Annotated in this window: 12 protein-coding genes; 8 read left to right on the top strand and 4 right to left on the bottom strand. The window is 66.3% G+C overall.

Annotated elements, in window-relative coordinates; translation table 11 throughout:
* Positions 1-32 precede the first annotated feature (32 nt).
* On the top strand, positions 33-584 hold the full coding sequence (locus ABFG95_RS13205) for an adenine phosphoribosyltransferase (RefSeq protein WP_006391794.1): 552 nt from the start codon (positions 33-35) through the stop codon (positions 582-584).
* 18 nt (positions 585-602) lie between these two features.
* On the opposite strand, the gene ABFG95_RS13200 is transcribed toward ABFG95_RS13205, so the two are convergent.
* Positions 603-1493 carry a LysR family transcriptional regulator gene (locus tag ABFG95_RS13200; protein WP_049076849.1) on the bottom strand — a complete coding sequence of 297 codons (891 nt, stop codon included), beginning with the start codon at positions 1491-1493 and terminating at the stop codon, positions 603-605.
* Between the two features lie 383 nt (positions 1494-1876).
* Between ABFG95_RS13200 and ABFG95_RS13195 the strand changes: the two genes are divergently transcribed.
* Positions 1877-2260, top strand: a complete 384-nt coding sequence (locus ABFG95_RS13195) for a DUF4148 domain-containing protein (RefSeq protein ID WP_049076847.1) — start codon at positions 1877-1879, stop codon at positions 2258-2260.
* Between the two features lie 432 nt (positions 2261-2692).
* Positions 2693-3805 carry a porin gene (locus ABFG95_RS13190; RefSeq protein ID WP_054417847.1) on the top strand — a complete coding sequence of 371 codons (1113 nt, stop codon included), beginning with the start codon at positions 2693-2695 and terminating at the stop codon, positions 3803-3805.
* Positions 3806-3966: 161 nt separating this feature from the next.
* Here ABFG95_RS13190 and ilvA read toward each other — a convergent pair whose 3' ends face one another.
* Entirely contained in the window at positions 3967-5676 is a 1710-nt protein-coding gene (gene ilvA, locus ABFG95_RS13185; protein WP_263900020.1) for a threonine ammonia-lyase, biosynthetic, read from the bottom strand.
* Here ilvA and ABFG95_RS13180 point away from each other — a divergent pair.
* The 3 genes from ABFG95_RS13180 (at position 5647) to ABFG95_RS13170 (ending at position 12297) form a co-directional block, all read left to right on the top strand.
* Complete coding sequence (locus ABFG95_RS13180; protein WP_049076839.1) at positions 5647-6171, top strand: YqaA family protein; 525 nt, start codon at positions 5647-5649, stop codon at positions 6169-6171. The two genes, ilvA and ABFG95_RS13180, sit on opposite strands and share 30 nt — an antisense overlap.
* A 133-nt stretch (positions 6172-6304) precedes the next feature.
* Positions 6305-10264, top strand: a complete 3960-nt coding sequence (locus ABFG95_RS13175) for an FAD/FMN-binding oxidoreductase (protein WP_348996014.1) — start codon at positions 6305-6307, stop codon at positions 10262-10264.
* Between the two features lie 161 nt (positions 10265-10425).
* Positions 10426-12297 (top strand): DUF3857 domain-containing transglutaminase family protein, encoded by a 1872-nt coding sequence (locus tag ABFG95_RS13170; protein WP_348996013.1) that lies wholly within the window; start codon positions 10426-10428, stop codon positions 12295-12297.
* Positions 12298-12385: 88 nt separating this feature from the next.
* Here ABFG95_RS13170 and ABFG95_RS13165 read toward each other — a convergent pair whose 3' ends face one another.
* Positions 12386-13354, bottom strand: coding sequence for a tripartite tricarboxylate transporter substrate binding protein (locus tag ABFG95_RS13165; RefSeq protein WP_175144674.1), 969 nt, complete (start codon positions 13352-13354; stop codon positions 12386-12388).
* 85 nt (positions 13355-13439) lie between these two features.
* Positions 13440-14159, bottom strand: a complete 720-nt coding sequence (locus tag ABFG95_RS13160; RefSeq protein WP_238923598.1) for a YggS family pyridoxal phosphate-dependent enzyme — start codon at positions 14157-14159, stop codon at positions 13440-13442.
* Between the two features lie 214 nt (positions 14160-14373).
* On the opposite strand from ABFG95_RS13160, the gene ABFG95_RS13155 reads away from it, so the two are divergent.
* The gene (locus tag ABFG95_RS13155) at positions 14374-15615 is read left to right on the top strand and encodes a PLP-dependent aminotransferase family protein (RefSeq protein ID WP_100507629.1); all 1242 of its coding nucleotides are present in this window, start codon (positions 14374-14376) and stop codon (positions 15613-15615) included.
* Positions 15616-15742: 127 nt separating this feature from the next.
* A complete protein-coding gene (locus ABFG95_RS13150) occupies positions 15743-16759 on the top strand; it encodes an amino acid ABC transporter substrate-binding protein (protein WP_054417858.1) in 1017 nt (338 codons plus the stop codon).
* Positions 16760-16853 lie beyond the last annotated feature (94 nt).

The raw sequence follows: 16853 nt of genomic DNA, 5'->3' as shown, positions 1-16853 counted from the left end.
CGCCTTGCTTCAATTCTTCAGGGCCGTCTTCCATGCAGACCGACAACGCCGAGTACATCCGGCGCACCATCCGCAGCGTTCCAGACTGGCCCCAACCCGGTGTCATTTTTCGTGACATCACGCCCGTGCTGCAGGATCCGCGCGCGTTCCGGGTGCTGATTGACCTTTTCGTCTATCGCTACATGCGCCAGCGCCTGGATCTGGTCGCGGGCGTGGACGCGCGCGGCTTCATCATTGGCAGCGTGCTCGCCTATGAACTGAACCTGGGCTTCGTGCCGGTGCGCAAGAAGGGCAAGCTGCCCTACCGAACCGTGGCCGAGGAATATTCGCTCGAATACGGCAACGCCGCGGTCGAGATGCACACCGATTCGGTGCGCACCGGCCAGCGCGTCCTGTTGGTCGATGACCTCATCGCCACTGGCGGCACCATGCTGGCGGCCATCAAGCTGTTGCAGCGCCTGGGCGCCAACGTGGTCGAGGCCGCCGCCATCATCGACCTGCCCGAACTGGGTGGCTCGGCCAAGATCGCGGCCACCGGCACGCCGCTGTACACGGTCTGTCAATACGACAGCGCCTCCGTCTGAACGGCGGGCGCGCGGGAGTCAGGCGTCGGACAGCCGCGGCTGGATGAAGTCCAGGAACGCCTTGGTCTTGGCCGGCAGCATGCGCGAGGGCAGCAGGGCGAACAAGGGCAGGGGCGTCAGGCTCCAGTCGGGCAGCACGCGCACCAGTCCGGCCTGCTGGATCGCCCGTTCCATCGCATCGAACACCAGCAGGGGCGTGATGCCCAGGCCCTGTCCTGCCAGGCGTCCGAGCATGCCGACGTTGTTGGCTGACAGCCGGCCCGATACCTGCACCCGCTCCACCTTGTCACCCGAATGCAGCATCCAGAAGGACGATTCGTCGCGCATCGTCGGACGCAGGCATTCGTGATGGCTCAGGTCGGCCGGCACGCGCGGCTCGCCGTGGCGCGCCAGGTAGTCGGGCGAGGCGTATAGCTGATGCGCCATCAGCACGATCTTGCGCGAGATCAGGCTGGAATCGGGCTGCTGCCCGAAGCGCAGGATCAGGTCGAACGGATTGCTGATGGGGTCGATCGGCCGCATGCTGAGATCGAAGTCGCATTCGATATCGGGATGCTGTTCGCGGAATTCGCGGATGACGGCGGGCAGGAACAACTGCGCCAGACTGGTTGGCAACGAGATGCGCAGGCGGCCCTTGGGCTGCACCGCCATGTCGAGCAACTGGTCATGGGCGATACGGGCTTCTTCGACGATGTGGCGGCAGCGCTCGAAGTAGATGGCGCCGGCTTCGGTCAGGTCGATCTTGCGGGTGCTGCGGTTCAGCAGGCGCATGCCCACGCTGCGCTCCAGTTCGCTGACCCGGCGTGAGAGCGTGGATGTCGGGATATTCAGCGCTTCCGCGGCGTGGCTGAAATTCTTGCGCTTGGCGACCTCGACGAAGAGCGCGATGTCGTTAAGCTGGATATCCATGGGGCCCTCAAATTCAAAATTCCATTTCTGGCAGGTTCATATGATAAGTGGAATTATTGTCCCGACAGTGGAAATGTCTATTTAGCCAGGACAAGGCAATCCCGTGCCACGTGGTGAACGCATGTTCCACGGCCTGGCTGGCGCGCAGCTGAATGCCGAGGTGCGCCGGCGGCAGCGGAGTGGCCCGGTAGATTGCGCAATTGATGCGCAGCTTTGACGGATACGCTTTGCAATTGTCCCGTCCATGCAAATATGTTCACCAAAATAAGGGTTTTTACTAGGAGCTGATCGCCAGATACTTCACCCCAAGCAATCGAATTGTCACATTGCCGCTGCCGCCCTGGCAGCGGACGGTGTGCCAGGTTTAGGATGGAGTCATCACAATGAAAGCCCTAGCTACCGCACTCATGGTTACCGCAACGCTGGCGGGCATGTCCGCCGCCCATGCCGATGGCAAGACCCGCGAACAGGTCCAGCAGGAATACCAGGCCGCCAAGGCTGCCGGCCAGGTCACGTTCGGCGAACAGGACTATCCGCCCGCCATCGCGCAGCAAGGCACCATGACGCGCGAGCAGGTGCGGCAGGAGCTGCAAAGCGCCAAGGTGGCAGGCCAGGTCACCAGCGGCGAACTGGACTACCCGCCGCGCGCCGCGGCGCCGCAAACGGTCGGCAAGACTCGCGAGCAGGTGCGTGAAGAACTCGCCCAGGCCAAAGCCCGCGGCGAATACACCTTCGGCGAACTGGACTATCCGCCCAAGGGCCGTTGATCGCTGGAGCACGGTCCCCACGAAACCCCTTGCTCGCCAAGGGGTTTTTCGTCTCGGGACGCAGGCGGCATGACGCGCGGGCTGTGGCGTATATGCCGCAAAACTGTGCGGCCAGTTCAACATGTGATGTCGCTCGACAGCCGAAAACGGTGGCGCCCCGGAAGTCGTGACGCGCCAATTGCGAGCAAGGATTCACATTTGATATCAAGGCGTTAAGGCGCCTTCGCGGGCATCTCGGCAGCGCGGGTGGCAGGCATTATCCCACCCATGGAAAGTTGTTCTTCGAAATCCGGATTACTTCAAATTGTTCCTGAGCCGAAACTAGATTCAGTGCAGACGCCGCTCGCTTTTTTTCGCAGCGGCACGCAGACCACGGCGGGTTTCGCCGCGCGGATGCGTCCATGCCTTTATCTCGCCATTTTGGGGACTTTTATGAAGAAGACGCTATTGGCCGTCGCGTTGCTGGCCGGCTTCGCCGGTGCCGCGCAAGCCGCCGACTCCGTGACGCTGTACGGCCTGATCGATGCCGGTATCGGTTACGAACAAGTGAAATTCAACGGTCATTCGCAAAGCCGCATCGCCGGCGTGCAGGGCGTGAGCAGCGGTTCGCGCTTCGGCCTGCGCGGCTCGGAAGACCTGGGCGACGGCCTGCGCGCCGTGTTCAACCTGGAAGGCGGCTTTGGCCCGATGAACGGCCAATCGCTGCAGAACGGCCGCCTGTGGGGCCGCCAGGCCACCGTCGGCCTGGACAGCGATTCGTGGGGCCGCCTTGAGTTCGGCCGCCAGACCAACCTGGCTTCGAAGTACTTCGGCTCGATCGACCCGTTCTCGATCAGCTACAACACCGCCAACCTGGGCACCACGTTCAGCAGCGCCAACACCATGCGCCTGGACAACATGGTGCTGTACCAGACCCCCAGCATGGACGGTTTCAAGGTGGGCGTGGGCTACTCGTTCAGCGCCGATGACAGCGTCACCGACGACAAGCAGAAGGGTTTTGCCACCGGCAACAACAACCGCGTCCTGACCGCGGGCGTGCAATACCTGAACGGCCCGTTGAACCTGGCGGCCGCCTATGACCGCTTCAACCCGTCCAACGACACCACGGGCGGCAAGTCCAGCTCGCGCATCCAGGAATACATCATCGGCGGCACCTATGACTTCGAGGTGGTGAAGGTGGCGGCGGCGTTCAGCCAGACCCGTGATGGCTGGTTCATCGGCCAGAACATGGGCACCACGCCGGACGGCATGCAGAAGCTGGGCACGTTCAAGCTGGCCGACGGCTTCCGCGCCAATTCCTACATGATCGGCGCCACCGTGCCGTTGGGCCGCCACGCCGTGTTCGGCTCCTGGCAGCGCGCCACGCCGAACAACGACAAGCTGACCGGCGATGACGCAACCTTCAACGTCTACAGCCTGGGCTACACGTACGACTTCACCAAGCGCACCAACCTGTACGCGTACGCCTCCTATGGCGACAATTACGCGTTCCAGCACGATGCCCGTGACACCGCGTTCGCGGTGGGTGTGCGTCACCGTTTCTAAGCAAGGGCGCCGGCCTGGCTGCACCTTGCTGAATGCGCGGCACATCTCCGTGAGCCGCCGAGTGACAGCGACCCCCCCCTCCAGGTTGCAGCCGGGCGGGTCTTGAGCAAAGAAGGGCAGGGCCTCCGTATGGAGGCCCTCTCGCTTTCTGGGGAACGGAGTTACAGGAACAGCTTGTAGGCCGGGTTGTCTGTCTCGTTCCAGTGCGGGTAGCCGAGGTCGGCCACGAAGTTGCGGAACTGCTTTTTATCGGCCGGCGGCACCTGGATGCCGATCAGGATGCGGCCGTAGTCGGCGCCCTGGTTGCGATAGTGGAACAGGCTGATGTTCCATTCCGGGTTCATGGCGTTCAGGAAACGCATCAGCGCGCCCGGGCGTTCCGGGAACTCGAAGCGGTAGAGCAGCTCGTCGCGCGCCTGCGCGGAGCGCCCGCCGACCATGTGGCGCAAGTGGGTCTTGGCCATTTCGTCGTGAGTCAGGTCGAGCGTGTCGAAGCCGTGGCGGCGGAAGTGATTGGCGATCTTCGCGGGTTCGGCCGGCGAGGACACCTGCAGGCCGACGAACACGTGGGCGCGGTCCGAATCGGAAATGCGGTAGTTGAACTCGGTCACGCTGCGTTCGCCGACCAGTTCGCAGAAGCGGCGGAAGCTGCCGCGCTGCTCAGGCATGGTGACGGCGAAGACCGCCTCGCGCATTTCGCCGACCTCGGCGCGTTCGGCCACGAAGCGCAGGCGGTCGAAGTTCATGTTGGCGCCGCAGGCGATGGCGACCAGCGTCTTGTCCTTGAGCTTGTGTTCGGCGGCGTATTGCTTGGCGCCGGCCACGGCCATGGCGCCGGCGGGCTCCAGCACGCTGCGCGTGTCCTGGAACACATCCTTGATGGCGGCGCAGATGGAATCGGTGTCCACCACCACGAAATCGTCGACGTACTTGCGCGTGAGCTTGAAGGTCTCTGCGCCCACCAGCTTGACGGCCGTGCCGTCGGAGAACAACCCGACGTCGTTCAACTGCACGCGGCGGCCGGCACGCACGCTGCGCAGCATGGCGTCGGAATCTTCGGTCTGCACGCCGATGATCTTGATCTCGGGGCGCAGCTGCTTGATGTAGGCGGCCACGCCGGCGATCAGGCCGCCGCCGCCGATGGCCACGAAGATGGCGTCGATCGGGCCGGGGTGCTGGCGCAGGATCTCCATGCCGACCGTGCCCTGGCCGGCGATCACGTCGGGATCGTCGAACGGGTGCACGAAGGTCAATTTCTCTTTCTTTTCCAGCGTTTGCGCGTGGGCATAGGCGTCGGAGAAGCTTTCGCCGGCCAGCACCACTTCGCCGCCCAGGCGGCGCACCGCGTCGATCTTGACCTGCGGGCTGGTGGTGGGCATGACGATGACCGCGCGGCAGCCGAGCCGGGAGGCGGCCAGCGCCACGCCCTGGGCGTGGTTGCCGGCCGAGGCCGCGATCACGCCGCGGTTGCGCGCCGCCGGCGTCAGGTTGGCCATCTTGTTGTACGCCCCGCGCAGCTTGAAGCTGAATACGGCCTGCGTGTCCTCGCGCTTGAGCAGGATCGTGTTCGCCATGCGCTGCGACAACAGCGGCGCGGATTCGAGCGGCGATTCGACCGCGACGTCGTAGACCTTGGAGGTCAGGATGCGTTTCAGATAATCGGTGGACATGGACTGCGCGTGGGTAGGGGCGAAAAAAGGTCGGCGCGCGGAGACGGCCGCGCACGCCGGGGCGTGAGCGCGATTATTGCAGGGAAAGCCGCGATGCCCGACGGTTTTCCGGCGCTTTCGCCATGGACCGGACAGGCGCGGGGGCCGTGCGCGGCTACACTCGTCGCCATCATGGAAGAAAGCCTGCTCTCCGCCATCCACTGGCTGCTGAACCTGTTGGCCCTGCCGTCGGTGGGCCTGTCCGCCATCTTCGCCGTGTCGCTGATCTCGGCCACGTTGCTGCCGCTTGGCTCGGAGCCGGCGGTGTTCGGCTATATCAAGCTGTCGCCCGACATGTTCTGGCCCGCCATCCTGGTGGCGACCGCCGGCAACACCATCGGCGGCGCCATCAGTTACGCCATGGGCCTGGGCGCGGAAAAGGCCGTCGAGCGCTGGAAGGAGCGTCACCCCCATGCGCCGGCCCAATCCCGCATGCGCGGGCGCTGGCACGAGCGCGCCCATGACTGGATACACCGCATGGGGCCGCCGGCGCTGCTGCTGTCCTGGCTGCCGGCCGTGGGCGATCCGCTGTGCGCCGTGGCCGGCTGGCTGCGGCTGCCGTTCTGGCCCTGCGTGGCCTATATGGCCATCGGCAAGTTCCTGCGCTACCTGGCCATGACGGCGAGCCTGCTGTGGCTGTTCCCCGGGCAGGTCTAGGTGCTGACGCCCCGCTTAATTGGGGACGCATAAACATGCCATTGTCCCGTTTCTGGACGCTTCCCAGGGGGTATTCGGGGGCGGTTCCGGCCAATGGCATAAAATAATTTTTTAAGGGCCCCCTCTTGCCGCCATGAACGCCCCACTCGCCAGCCACATCTTGAACGGGGCGACGCCGCCCACAGCACCCGCGCGACTGCGCGAAATTCCCTACAACTACACGTCGTTCTCCGATCGCGAGATCGTCGGCCGGCTGCTGGGCGATGACGCCTGGAGCCTGTTGACCGACCTGCGCGGCGAACGCCGCACCGGGCGCTCCGCCCGCATGCTGTACGAGGTGCTGGGCGACATCTGGGTGGTGCGCCGCAATCCGTACCTGCAGGACGACCTGCTGGACAACCCCAAGCGTCGCAAGCAGCTGATCGACGCACTGCACCATCGGCTGGGCGAGATCGACCGCCGCCGCGAACCCGGCGCGCCGGCCGAGGCCGGCCACGATCCGCATCGCGACGAAAAGGTGCTGGGCCTGCTGGGCCGGGCGCGTTCGGCCATCGCCGCCTTCGAGGGCGAGTTCGACCAGACCGCCATGCTGCGCAAGCAGGCGCAGAAGGTGCTGGGCCGCATCACCGCGCGCGACAACATCAAGTTCGACGGCCTGTCGCGCGTGTCGCACGTGACCGACGCCACCGACTGGCGCGTGGAATACCCGTTCGTGGTGCTGACGCCGGACTCGGAAGACGAGATCGCCGCGCTGGTCACCGCCTGTATCGAGCTGGGCCTGACCATCGTGCCGCGTGGCGGCGGCACCGGCTATACCGGCGGCGCGATTCCGCTGACCTGGAAGTCGGCCGTCATCAATACCGAGAAATTCGACAAGCTGGGCAAGGTCGAGTCCTGTATCCTGCCCGGGCTCACCGAGCCCGTGGCCGTCATCCATGCCGGCGCCGGCGTGGTGACCAAGCGGGTGTCGGAAGCGGCCGAGGCGGCCGGCTTCGTGTTCGCCGTGGACCCGACCTCGGCCGAGGCCTCGTGCGTGGGCGGCAACATCGCCATGAACGCCGGCGGCAAGAAGGCCGTGCTGTGGGGCACCGCGCTCGACAACCTGGCCTGGTGGCGCATGGTCGATCCGGACGGCAACTGGCTCGAAGTGACGCGCCTGGACCACAACATGGGCAAGATCCATGACGTGGAGGTGGCCCGCTTCGAACTCAAGTGGTTCGACGGCCGTGGCAAGCCGGGCGAGCGCCTGCTCAAGACCGAGACCCTGGAAATCGCCGGCCGCGTGTTCCGCAAGGAAGGCCTGGGCAAGGACGTCACCGACAAATTCCTGGCCGGCCTGCCGGGCATCCAGAAGGAAGGCTGCGACGGCCTGATCACGTCGGCGCGCTGGGTCCTGCACCGCATGCCCAAGCATACGCGCACGGTCTGCATGGAATTCTTCGGCCAGGCGCGGGACGCGATTCCGTCGATCGTCGAGGTCAAGGGCTACCTGGACGGCGAAGGCCGCGCCCGCGGCGCCATCCTGGCCGGCCTGGAGCATCTGGACGAGCGCTATCTGCGCGCGGTCGGCTACGCCACCAAGAGCAAGCGCGGCTCGCTGCCCAAGATGGTGCTGATCGGCGATATCGTCGGCGACGACGAGGACGCCGTGGCCGCGGCCGCCAGCGAAGTGGTGCGCCTGGCCAACACCCGCCACGGCGAAGGCTTCGTGGCGGTGAGCGCCGAGGCCCGCAAGAAGTTCTGGCTTGACCGTTCGCGCACCGCCGCGATCGCGCGCCACACCAACGCCTTCAAGATCAACGAAGACGTGGTGATCCCGCTGCCGCGCATGGGCGAGTACACCGACCATATCGAGCGCATCAACATCGAGCTGTCGACCCGCAACAAGCTGCGCCTGCTGGACGCGCTGGACGACTATCTCTGTACGCCGCTGCCGGTCGGCAAGGCGGAAGACGCCGCCGACGACGAGACCCGCGCCGAGGTGCTGGCCGAGCGCACGCGCCAGGCCATCGAGCTGCTGGCCGCCGCGCGCCAGCGTTGGCAGTGGCTGCTGGACAATCTGGACCTGCCGTTGGCCGACGCCATGCCGCAGCTGGACGACCTGGGCATGTCGCATCTGCACGCCACGCTGACCGAGCGCCTGGCGGCGCAGCCGCAGGCGCGCGTGTTCGATGTGGTGCAGGACCGCACCATTCGCGTGTCGTGGAAGACCGAGGTGCTGGCCGGCCTGCAGGCCGCGTTCTCGGGCGCGGCGCGCAAGCCGATCCTGGACGAACTGGTGGCGATCCACGGCCGCGTGCTCAAGAGCCGCGTGTTCGTGGCGTTGCACATGCACGCTGGCGACGGTAACGTCCACACCAATATCCCGGTCAACTCGGACGACTACGGCATGCTGCAGGAGGCCCACCAGGCCGTCGAGCGCATCATGCAGATCGCGCGCGACCTGGACGGCGTGATCTCGGGCGAGCACGGCATCGGCCTGACCAAGTACGAGTTCCTGACGGAAGCCGAGCTGGCGCCGTTCCAGGACTACAAGCGCCGCGTCGACCCCAATGGTCACTTCAACGCCGGCAAGCTGATGCCGGGCGCCGACCTGCGCCACGCCTGGACGCCCAGCTTCAACCTGATGGGCCACGAGTCGCTGATCATGCAGCAGAGCGACATCGGCGCCATCTCGGATTCGATCAAGGACTGCCTGCGCTGCGGCAAGTGCAAGCCGGTGTGCGCCACCCATGTGCCGCGCGCCAACCTGCTGTACTCGCCGCGCAACAAGATCCTGGCGACCTCGCTGCTGGTCGAGGCCTTTCTGTACGAAGAGCAGACCCGCCGCGGCGTCAGCCTGAAGCACTGGGAAGAGTTCGAGGACGTGGCCGACCACTGCACCGTCTGCCACAAGTGCTACAACCCCTGTCCGGTCGACATCGACTTCGGCGACGTGTCGATGAACATGCGCGCCGTGCTGCGGCGCATGGGCCGCAAGTCGTTCAATCCGGGCACGGCCAGCGCCATGTTCTTCCTGAACGCCAAGGATCCGGCCACTATCAACGCCACCCGCAAGGCGATGGTGGGCGTGGGCTACAAGGTGCAGCGCGCCGCCCACGACCTGCTGTCGGGCCTGGTGAAGAAACAGACCTCGGCGCCGCCGGCGACCGTGGGCAAGCCGCCGCTGCGCGAGCAGGTGGTGCACTTCGTCAACAAGAAGATGCCGGGCGGGCTGCCCAAGCAGGCCGCGCGCAAGCTGCTCGATATCGAAGACGCGAACTACGTGCCGATCATCCGCGATCCGAAGGCCACCACGGCCGACACGGAAGCGGTGTTCTATTTCCCGGGCTGCGGTTCGGAACGCCTGTTCTCGCAGGTCGGCCTGGCCACGCAGGCGATGCTGTGGCATGCCGGCGTGCAGACCGTCCTGCCGCCGGGCTACCTGTGCTGCGGTTATCCGCAGCGCGGCAACGGCATGACCGACAAGGCCGAGCAGATCATCACCGACAACCGGGTGCTGTTCCACCGCGTCGCCAACACGCTGAACTACCTGGACATCAAGACCGTGGTGGTCAGCTGCGGCACCTGCTACGACCAACTGGCCGGCTACGAGTTCGAGAAGATCTTCCCGGGCTGCCGCCTGATCGACATCCACGAATACCTGCTGGAAAAGGGCATCAAGCTGGAAGGCGCCAAGGGCGTGCGCTACATGTATCACGACCCCTGCCACACGCCGATGAAGCTGCAGGATCCGATGAAGACCGTGCGGTCGCTGGTGGGCGACGGCGCGGTCAAGAGCGACCGCTGCTGTGGCGAGTCGGGCACGCTGGCGGTCAGCCGGCCGGACATCTCGACCCAGGTGCGCTTTCGCAAACAGGAAGAGCTGCTCAAGGGCGATGCCGCGCTGCGCAGCGATGGCTTCACGGGTGACGTCAAGGTGCTGACCTCGTGCCCGTCGTGCCTGCAGGGGCTGTCGCGCTACCAGGGCGACACCGGCATGGATGCCGACTACATCGTGGTCGAGATGGCGCGCCACATTCTCGGCGAAGGCTGGATGGAAGACTACGTGCGCCGCGCCAACGCGGGCGGCATCGAGCGCGTGCTGGTGTAAGCGCCGCCGTTGTGGCGTCAGGACGCAACGCCCGGCGGTGACGCCGGGCGTTTTGCTTTGGGTGGACTGCTGTGGCCTCCCGTAGCAACGGAAAGCTTGTGTTGCTATTTTATTGCAAATAACATTGCGTCTCAGTTGTAGATTAAGGCGACGCATTTTCCATGCCTGTTTTCCCCCGTGCCCCCATCCTGGCCGCCGTCCTGGCAGCCACGGCCAGCCTGCCGGCTCATGCCGCGCGCCAACCGATTGCCGAGGCGCCCCTTTCCGGTGAAACCGAATTCCACTGCCACTTCGATCAGGACAACAGCACCGAGTGCGTCAGCACTTACCGCTATACCATCCTGACGCTGGCCGGGCGCGACCTGGTCTCGCGCATCGACCGCAGCTACGCCGAGAACGATACGTTCAAGGTCGAGCGCGCCGAACTGATCCAACCGGGCGAAAAGCCCGTGCCGCTGACCGACGCGCAGATCGATACCCGCATGGCGCCCAATCCGGACCAGGGGTTCCTGCGGGAGAAGCAGACCTCGCTGGCCTTTCCCAACCTGCGGGTAGGCAGCACCATCGTCTATACCCTGCGCGAACGCTTCGCCGGCATTCCGTCGGCGACGCAGTTCCACTACGTGCTGGACCTGCAACCGCGCGCCGTGCGGCAGGAGCGTTTCCGGGCCGAGTTCAGCGCCGACCGCCCGATGGTGTGGCGGGGCCGGTCCATGGACGCCTATCGCGTCGAGGCGACGCCCGATGCCAGGCACATCACGGTGGAGCTGAAGGCCACGCCCTACTACTACGCTTACGTCAATGAGGCGGACCAGGGTTATCTGCGGCAGTCGCCGCGCCTGGAGATCGGCAGTTCCGACGCGCTGCAGGACTATTTCGGCCCGTTCGCCAGGCGCTACAACGAGATCCTGGCGGCCGCCTTGCCACCGAACGCCGCCGCCGCGGTCGCGGCGCAGCGCGGCCAGCCCGCGCCCAAGGCCGTGGCCGGCCTGATGCGCCATCTGCACGAACACTATCGCTACCTGGGCGACTGGCGCAGTAGCGAGCGCGGCCAGATCCCGTTCGCGCTGGACGAGATCGAGCGCCGCGGCTATGGCGACTGCAAGGATCTGGCGGTGTTGCTGGTGGCCATGTTGCGCGCGGCCGGCATCGACGCCGAACCCGCGCTGGTGACGCGCGGCACCATGGCGCCCGACCTCCTGCTGCCGGGGCTGGCGGCGCCCAACCATGCCATCGTGCGTGCCCAAGTGCAGGGCGCGACCTGGTGGCTGGATCCCACCAACCCGGTGTTCGTGCCGGGTTTCACCATGCCCGACATCCAGCAGCGCTGGGCGTTTGTCATGGACGATCAAGGCCATATGCGGCGCGAGGACATCGCGCTGGAAGCGCCGGCCGCGGGCGTCGTGGTGACACGCAACGAGCAATTCGGCAAAGGCGGGCAAGCACAGGTGCGCGCGTCGGTCGAGGTCGGGCGGATGGTGGCGGCGGAAGTCAGCGTGGGCGACCTGCAGAACGGCGCCACGGCGATGGACCAGGCGCTATGCCGCAGCTTCGCCGCCGAGAACCGCGATTGCCGGCTGCAACGCGCCGCCAGTGACTTCGTGGTGCCGGCCGTCTATCGCATCGACGCCACGCTGGTGGACCTGCGGGCGTTGGAACGCGTCGGCGGGCAGTATGTGCACGCGCAGTCGCACCTGGGCGATGATTGGGAATCCTTCGCCCGCTATCGCCAGACTGGCCAGCTGGCGGATATCTACCTCGGCACGCCGGAGATATCGTCGTACGAGGTGACGCTGGCGGGCGGCCAGGTCGATGCGCGGGCGCTGCATTGCCAGGTGCGCTCGCCCTGGATCGACGTCGACCTGGATGGCAAGCCTGCCGACTCGGGCTACCAGTATCGCTACCGCAGCGTCCGCAAGGTCAGCTGGTTCAGCCATGGCGACATCATGTCGGAGGCGTTCGGCCAGGCCATCGAGCAGGGCCGGCAATGCGTGGAGTCCCTGCGACTGGCGGTCAGGCTGCCGCGCGAGTGACCGGCCAGCGGGCCGTTGCCGGCAGCGCCAGGAGCACCAAAGAAAAACGCGGCCCCGTGGGGCCGCGTTTTTCATGGGCGGGGCGGGCTCATTCGAGCTTGATGTTGGCCTTCTTGATCACCTCGGCCCAAGTGGCGCGTTCCTGGTCGGCATAGGCCTTGAAGTCCTGCGCCGACATCGGCATCGGGATGACGCCCATGTCCAGCATCTTCTGCGACACGGCCGGCGATTTGAGCGCGGCATCGAGTTCGGCGGACAGCTTCTTGACCACCGGTTCCGGCAGGCCGGCGGGGGCGACCAGGCCCTGCCAGGCGTAGGCGGTGAAGTCGGGCACGCCCTGTTCAGCCATGGTGGGCGCGTCCGGCAGCACGGCAACGCGCTCGGGCGTGGCCGCGGCCAGCACGCGCAGCTTGCCGGCCTTGACGTTGGGCAGGCCGGCGGCCAGGTCGATGAACATCACGTCCACCTGTCCGCCCAGCAGGTCCTGGATGGCGGGCGCCGCGCCCTTGTAGGGCACGTGCAGCAGGTTGGCGCCGGTGCGCTGCTTGAACAATTCCAGCGCCAGGTGATGCGGAGAACCGGCGCCAGCGGAGGCGGCGGTCAGCTTGCCGGGCTCCTTCTTGGCGGCCTGGATCACGTCGTTGACCGTCTTGTAGGGCGAATTGACGTTCACCGCCAGCAGCAGCGGGAACTTGGCGATGCCGCCGACGTAGGTGAACTTGGACGGATCGTAGGCCAGCTTGGCGTACAGCGTCGGGTTGTACGCCAGGGTGCCGGAGTCGGCCGTGCCGATGACGTAGCCGGAGGGGTCGGCCTGCGAGATCGCGGTGGCGCCGATGATGGTGGCCGCGCCGGGGCGGTTCTCGACCACGATGGTCTGGCCCAGCGGCTTCTCGATGCCACTGGCCACGGTGCGCGCGACCACGTCGGCGCCGCCGCCGGCCGGGTAGGGCACGATCCAGCGAATGGGTTGGGTGGGCCAGGATTGGGCCGAGGCCGCGGTGGCGGCCAGCGACAGGGCGGCAAGCGCCAACAGGCGCCGGGCGTGCTTGTGCATGGGGAGTCTCCTCGTTTTTTTGCGAGGGTATTATGCCCCGGGCCGGCGGCAATATGCGTGTGTTTCGAGGCCCCGATTCAGCGGCTTATTGCGGATCCGGGTAGCTGCGGGCGCCGAAGAGGGCGGTGCCGATGCGCACTTCGGTCGAGCCTTCCTCGATCGCCAGTTCGAAGTCGCCGCTCATGCCCATCGACAGCCGCTCCAGCGACACGCCGGCAATGTCCGCTTGGCGCAACTGGTCGCGCAGTTCGCGCAGGGCGCGGAAGCAGGCGCGAACTTCCTGCGGTTCGGGCGAGTTCACGGCCATCGTCATCAGGCCCTGCACGCGCAGCGTGGGGAAGTCCGCCACGATGCGGCGCAGGAAGCCCGCCACCTGGTCTGGCGCCATGCCGTACTTGCTGGGCTCGGTCGAGGTCTTCACCTGGACCAGCACGTCGAGGGTCCGGCCCTCGTTGAGCAGGCGGCGGTGCAGTGCTTCGGCCAGGTCCAGGCGGTCCAGCGATTGCAGCTCGGTGGCGTCGCGCGCGGCGTCCTTGGCCTTGTTGGTCTGCAGGTGCCCGATCAGTACCCAGTGCAGGCCCTGGCCGGCCAGGGCGGCGGCCTTCTGGCGCAATTCCTGGGTTTTGTTCTCGCCGAAGCGGGTCAGGCCCAGCGCCATGGCCTCGCGGATGGCGTCGACCTCGAAGGTCTTGCTGACGGGCAGCAGGGTCACGCTGTCCGGCGCGCGGCCGGCGCGCTGGCAGGCCTGTGCAATGCGTTGTCGGATCCCGGCCAGGCGGGCGGCCATGGTGTCTACATCGGTCATGCGGTTCTCTTGGGAACGGAATGTCCCATAGTGTAGGACGCGCGCGCACCGTTTCGCCACACCGGGCCGCGCGCCACGCTATCTTCGTTGACCCTGTCCGAATCGCAGGCTTAGAATTTCAGGATATTTGTTTAGATTTCAATGTTCTAAACCCGCCGGCGCGGTCCTCGCGGACCGCGCGATTCCCTCCTCCCTTTCGCCGTTTCCCTTCGCCATGTCCAGCGCCGCGCCCGAGTACGCATTTGCCACGCCTTTCCTGAATCCCCCCGCTTCGCCGATCCGATCGCTCATGCCCTACGCGCTGCGTCCCGGCACGATCTCGCTGGCGGGCGGCTACCCCGCGCAGGAACTGTTCGACGTGGATGGTCTGTCGATCGCCTCGACGCAGGTGCTGGCGCGTCTGGGCGCCTGCCTGCAGTACTCGAACATCGATGGCCAGGCCAGCCTGCGCCATGAGCTGGCGCGGCTTTCGGCGGCGCGCGGGCTGCAATGCAACGCGGATACGGAACTGGCCGTCACGGGCGGCTCGCAACAGGCGCTGGCGCTGTTGAGCCGGGTGATGCTGCAACCGGGCGACCACGCCATCATCGAATCGCCCGCCTTCCCCAATTCCGTGCAGGCGCTGCGCTACACCGGCGCCACCGTGCACACCGTGTCGTCGGGCCCGGATGGCATCGACATCGACGCGCTCGACGAGCTGGCCACCCGCGTCAAGCCCAAGGTCGTGTGCGTGGTGGCGTCGTTTTCCAACCCCTGCGGCGCCACCCTTTCACGCCAGCGCCGCCTGCGCCTGCTGGAACTGGCGGTCAAGCATCGCTTCCTGATCGTCGAAGACGACCCCTACAGCGAACTGCGCTTCGCCGGCGAAGCGGTGCCGCCCATCATGGCGCTGGCCGAAGGCGAGGCGCGCAACTGGGCCGTCTACCTGGCCAGCATGTCCAAGACCATGGCGCCGGCCCTGCGCATCGGCTGGCTGGTGGCGCCGGCCGAGATCCGCCGCCGCTGCGTCGGCGCCAAAGCTGCCGACGACATGGCTTCGTCCGCCTGGATCCAGGAAGTGGTGGCACAGTACCTGGCCAACGGCCGCTACGAAGAACACGTGCCGCGCATCCGCGCCGCCTACGGCCAGCGCTGCGACGCCATGGCCACGGCCCTGGCGCGCGAGCTGGACGGCCGCATCACCTTCAGCAAGCCCGAAGGCGGCATGTTCTTCTGGGCCCGCCTGACCGGCGAGGTCGACGCCACCCGCCTGCTGCCCTATGCCATCGAGCACGAAGTGGTCTACGTGCCGGGCAAGGCGTTCTACGCCGACCCGGCGCAGGCCGACCTGCACGCCATGCGCATGTCGTTCGCCACCATGAACGAAAGCCAGATCGCGCAGGGCATGGAGCGCCTGAGCCGCGCCCTGGACGCCTGCGAGGCCAACCTGCCGGTGTCTATTTCGCTCGCGGCGTGATATACCCAAATAAGCGCTTGTTATTTGGCGCGGGCGCTTCATGCCGATAAGCTTCTCGCCTCGGCGCGCTTGCGGGCCCCGCTTCAATGGGGCGCTCGCGCGTCCTGGAACCACAGGAAAACAAGTCATGAACATTGCAAAAGGGTTGGCAGGCGCGGCGTTGTTGTTCGCCGTGGCACAAGGGGCGCAGGCGGCCACGCTGGACGTCGTGCGCCAGCGCGGGGCGGTCGCCTGCGGCACCACCACGGGCTTCGCCGGCTTTTCCGCGCCCGACGCGCAGGGCAAGTGGCAGGGCCTGGACGTGGACCTGTGCCGCGCGATCGCCGCGGCCGTGTTCGGCGATGCCAACAAGATCAAGGTGGTGCCGCTGAATTCGCAGCAGCGCTTTACCGCGCTGCAGTCCGGCGAAGTCGACGTGCTGACCCGCAATACCACCGTGACGCAGCAGCGCGATACGGCGCTGGGCATCATCCACGCCGGCATCAACTTCTACGACGGTCAGGGCTTCCTGGTGCCCAAGTCGCTTGGCGTCAAGAGCGCCAAGGAAATCAACGGCGCCACGATCTGCCTGCAGACCGGCACCTCCAACGAGAACACGCTGGCCGACTGGGCGCGCGCCAACAACGTCACCTACAAGCCGGTGGTGATCGAGACCTTCAACGAAGTGGTCAACGCCTTTGCCGCGGGCCGCTGCGACGTGTTCTCCACCGACGCCTCGGGCCTGGCCTCGATCCGCATCTCCAAGCTGCAGAACCCCGATGACTACGTGGTGCTGCCCGAGATCATCTCGAAGGAGCCGCTGGGCCCGTTCGTGCGCCAGGGCGATGATGCCTGGCTGAACATCGTGCGGTGGTCGCTGTCGGCCATGATCGAGGCCGAGGAATACGGCGTGACTTCCAAGAACGTCGACGAGCAGGTCAAGAGCAACAACCCCAACATCAAGCGCATCCTGGGCGTGACGCCCGGCGGCGGCGCCAACCTGGGGCTGGACGAGAAGTGGGCCTACAACATCGTCAAGCAGGTCGGCAACTACGGCGAGAGCTTCGAGCGCAACGTCGGCCAGGGTAGTCCGCTGAAGATCAAGCGCGGCCTGAATGCGCAATGGACGCAGGGCGGCCTGATGTACGCGCTGCCGATTCGCTGAGCGTGGCTTGGACCGGCCCGCGCGCCGGTTTCGGTCAAAGAAAAACCGATGCCGCGGCATCGGTTTTTCTTTGAGGGGCAGTGGCGCCTGCGGC

This window comes from Achromobacter sp. HNDS-1 (assembly GCF_040084795.1).
GTDB classification, from domain to species: Bacteria; Pseudomonadota; Gammaproteobacteria; order Burkholderiales; family Burkholderiaceae_B; genus Achromobacter; species Achromobacter ruhlandii.
Note: the sequence above shows the minus strand (reverse complement) of the source record. Positions and strands in the feature narration are given on the sequence as shown.

Bases quoted from the DNA above. Each gene is read 5' to 3' on its own strand.
- ABFG95_RS13205 (WP_006391794.1), top strand. From the start codon at position 33: ATGCAGACCGACAACGCCGAGTACATCCGGCGCACCATCCGCAGCGTT.
- ABFG95_RS13200 (WP_049076849.1), bottom strand. From the start codon at position 1,493: ATGGATATCCAGCTTAACGACATCGCGCTCTTCGTCGAGGTCGCCAAG.
- ABFG95_RS13195 (WP_049076847.1), top strand. From the start codon at position 1,877: ATGAAAGCCCTAGCTACCGCACTCATGGTTACCGCAACGCTGGCGGGC.
- ABFG95_RS13190 (WP_054417847.1), top strand. From the start codon at position 2,693: ATGAAGAAGACGCTATTGGCCGTCGCGTTGCTGGCCGGCTTCGCCGGT.
- ABFG95_RS13180 (WP_049076839.1), top strand. From the start codon at position 5,647: ATGGAAGAAAGCCTGCTCTCCGCCATCCACTGGCTGCTGAACCTGTTG.
- ABFG95_RS13175 (WP_348996014.1), top strand. From the start codon at position 6,305: ATGAACGCCCCACTCGCCAGCCACATCTTGAACGGGGCGACGCCGCCC.
- ABFG95_RS13170 (WP_348996013.1), top strand. From the start codon at position 10,426: ATGCCTGTTTTCCCCCGTGCCCCCATCCTGGCCGCCGTCCTGGCAGCC.
- ABFG95_RS13165 (WP_175144674.1), bottom strand. From the start codon at position 13,354: ATGCACAAGCACGCCCGGCGCCTGTTGGCGCTTGCCGCCCTGTCGCTG.
- ABFG95_RS13160 (WP_238923598.1), bottom strand. From the start codon at position 14,159: ATGACCGATGTAGACACCATGGCCGCCCGCCTGGCCGGGATCCGACAA.
- ABFG95_RS13155 (WP_100507629.1), top strand. From the start codon at position 14,374: ATGTCCAGCGCCGCGCCCGAGTACGCATTTGCCACGCCTTTCCTGAAT.
- ABFG95_RS13150 (WP_054417858.1), top strand. From the start codon at position 15,743: ATGAACATTGCAAAAGGGTTGGCAGGCGCGGCGTTGTTGTTCGCCGTG.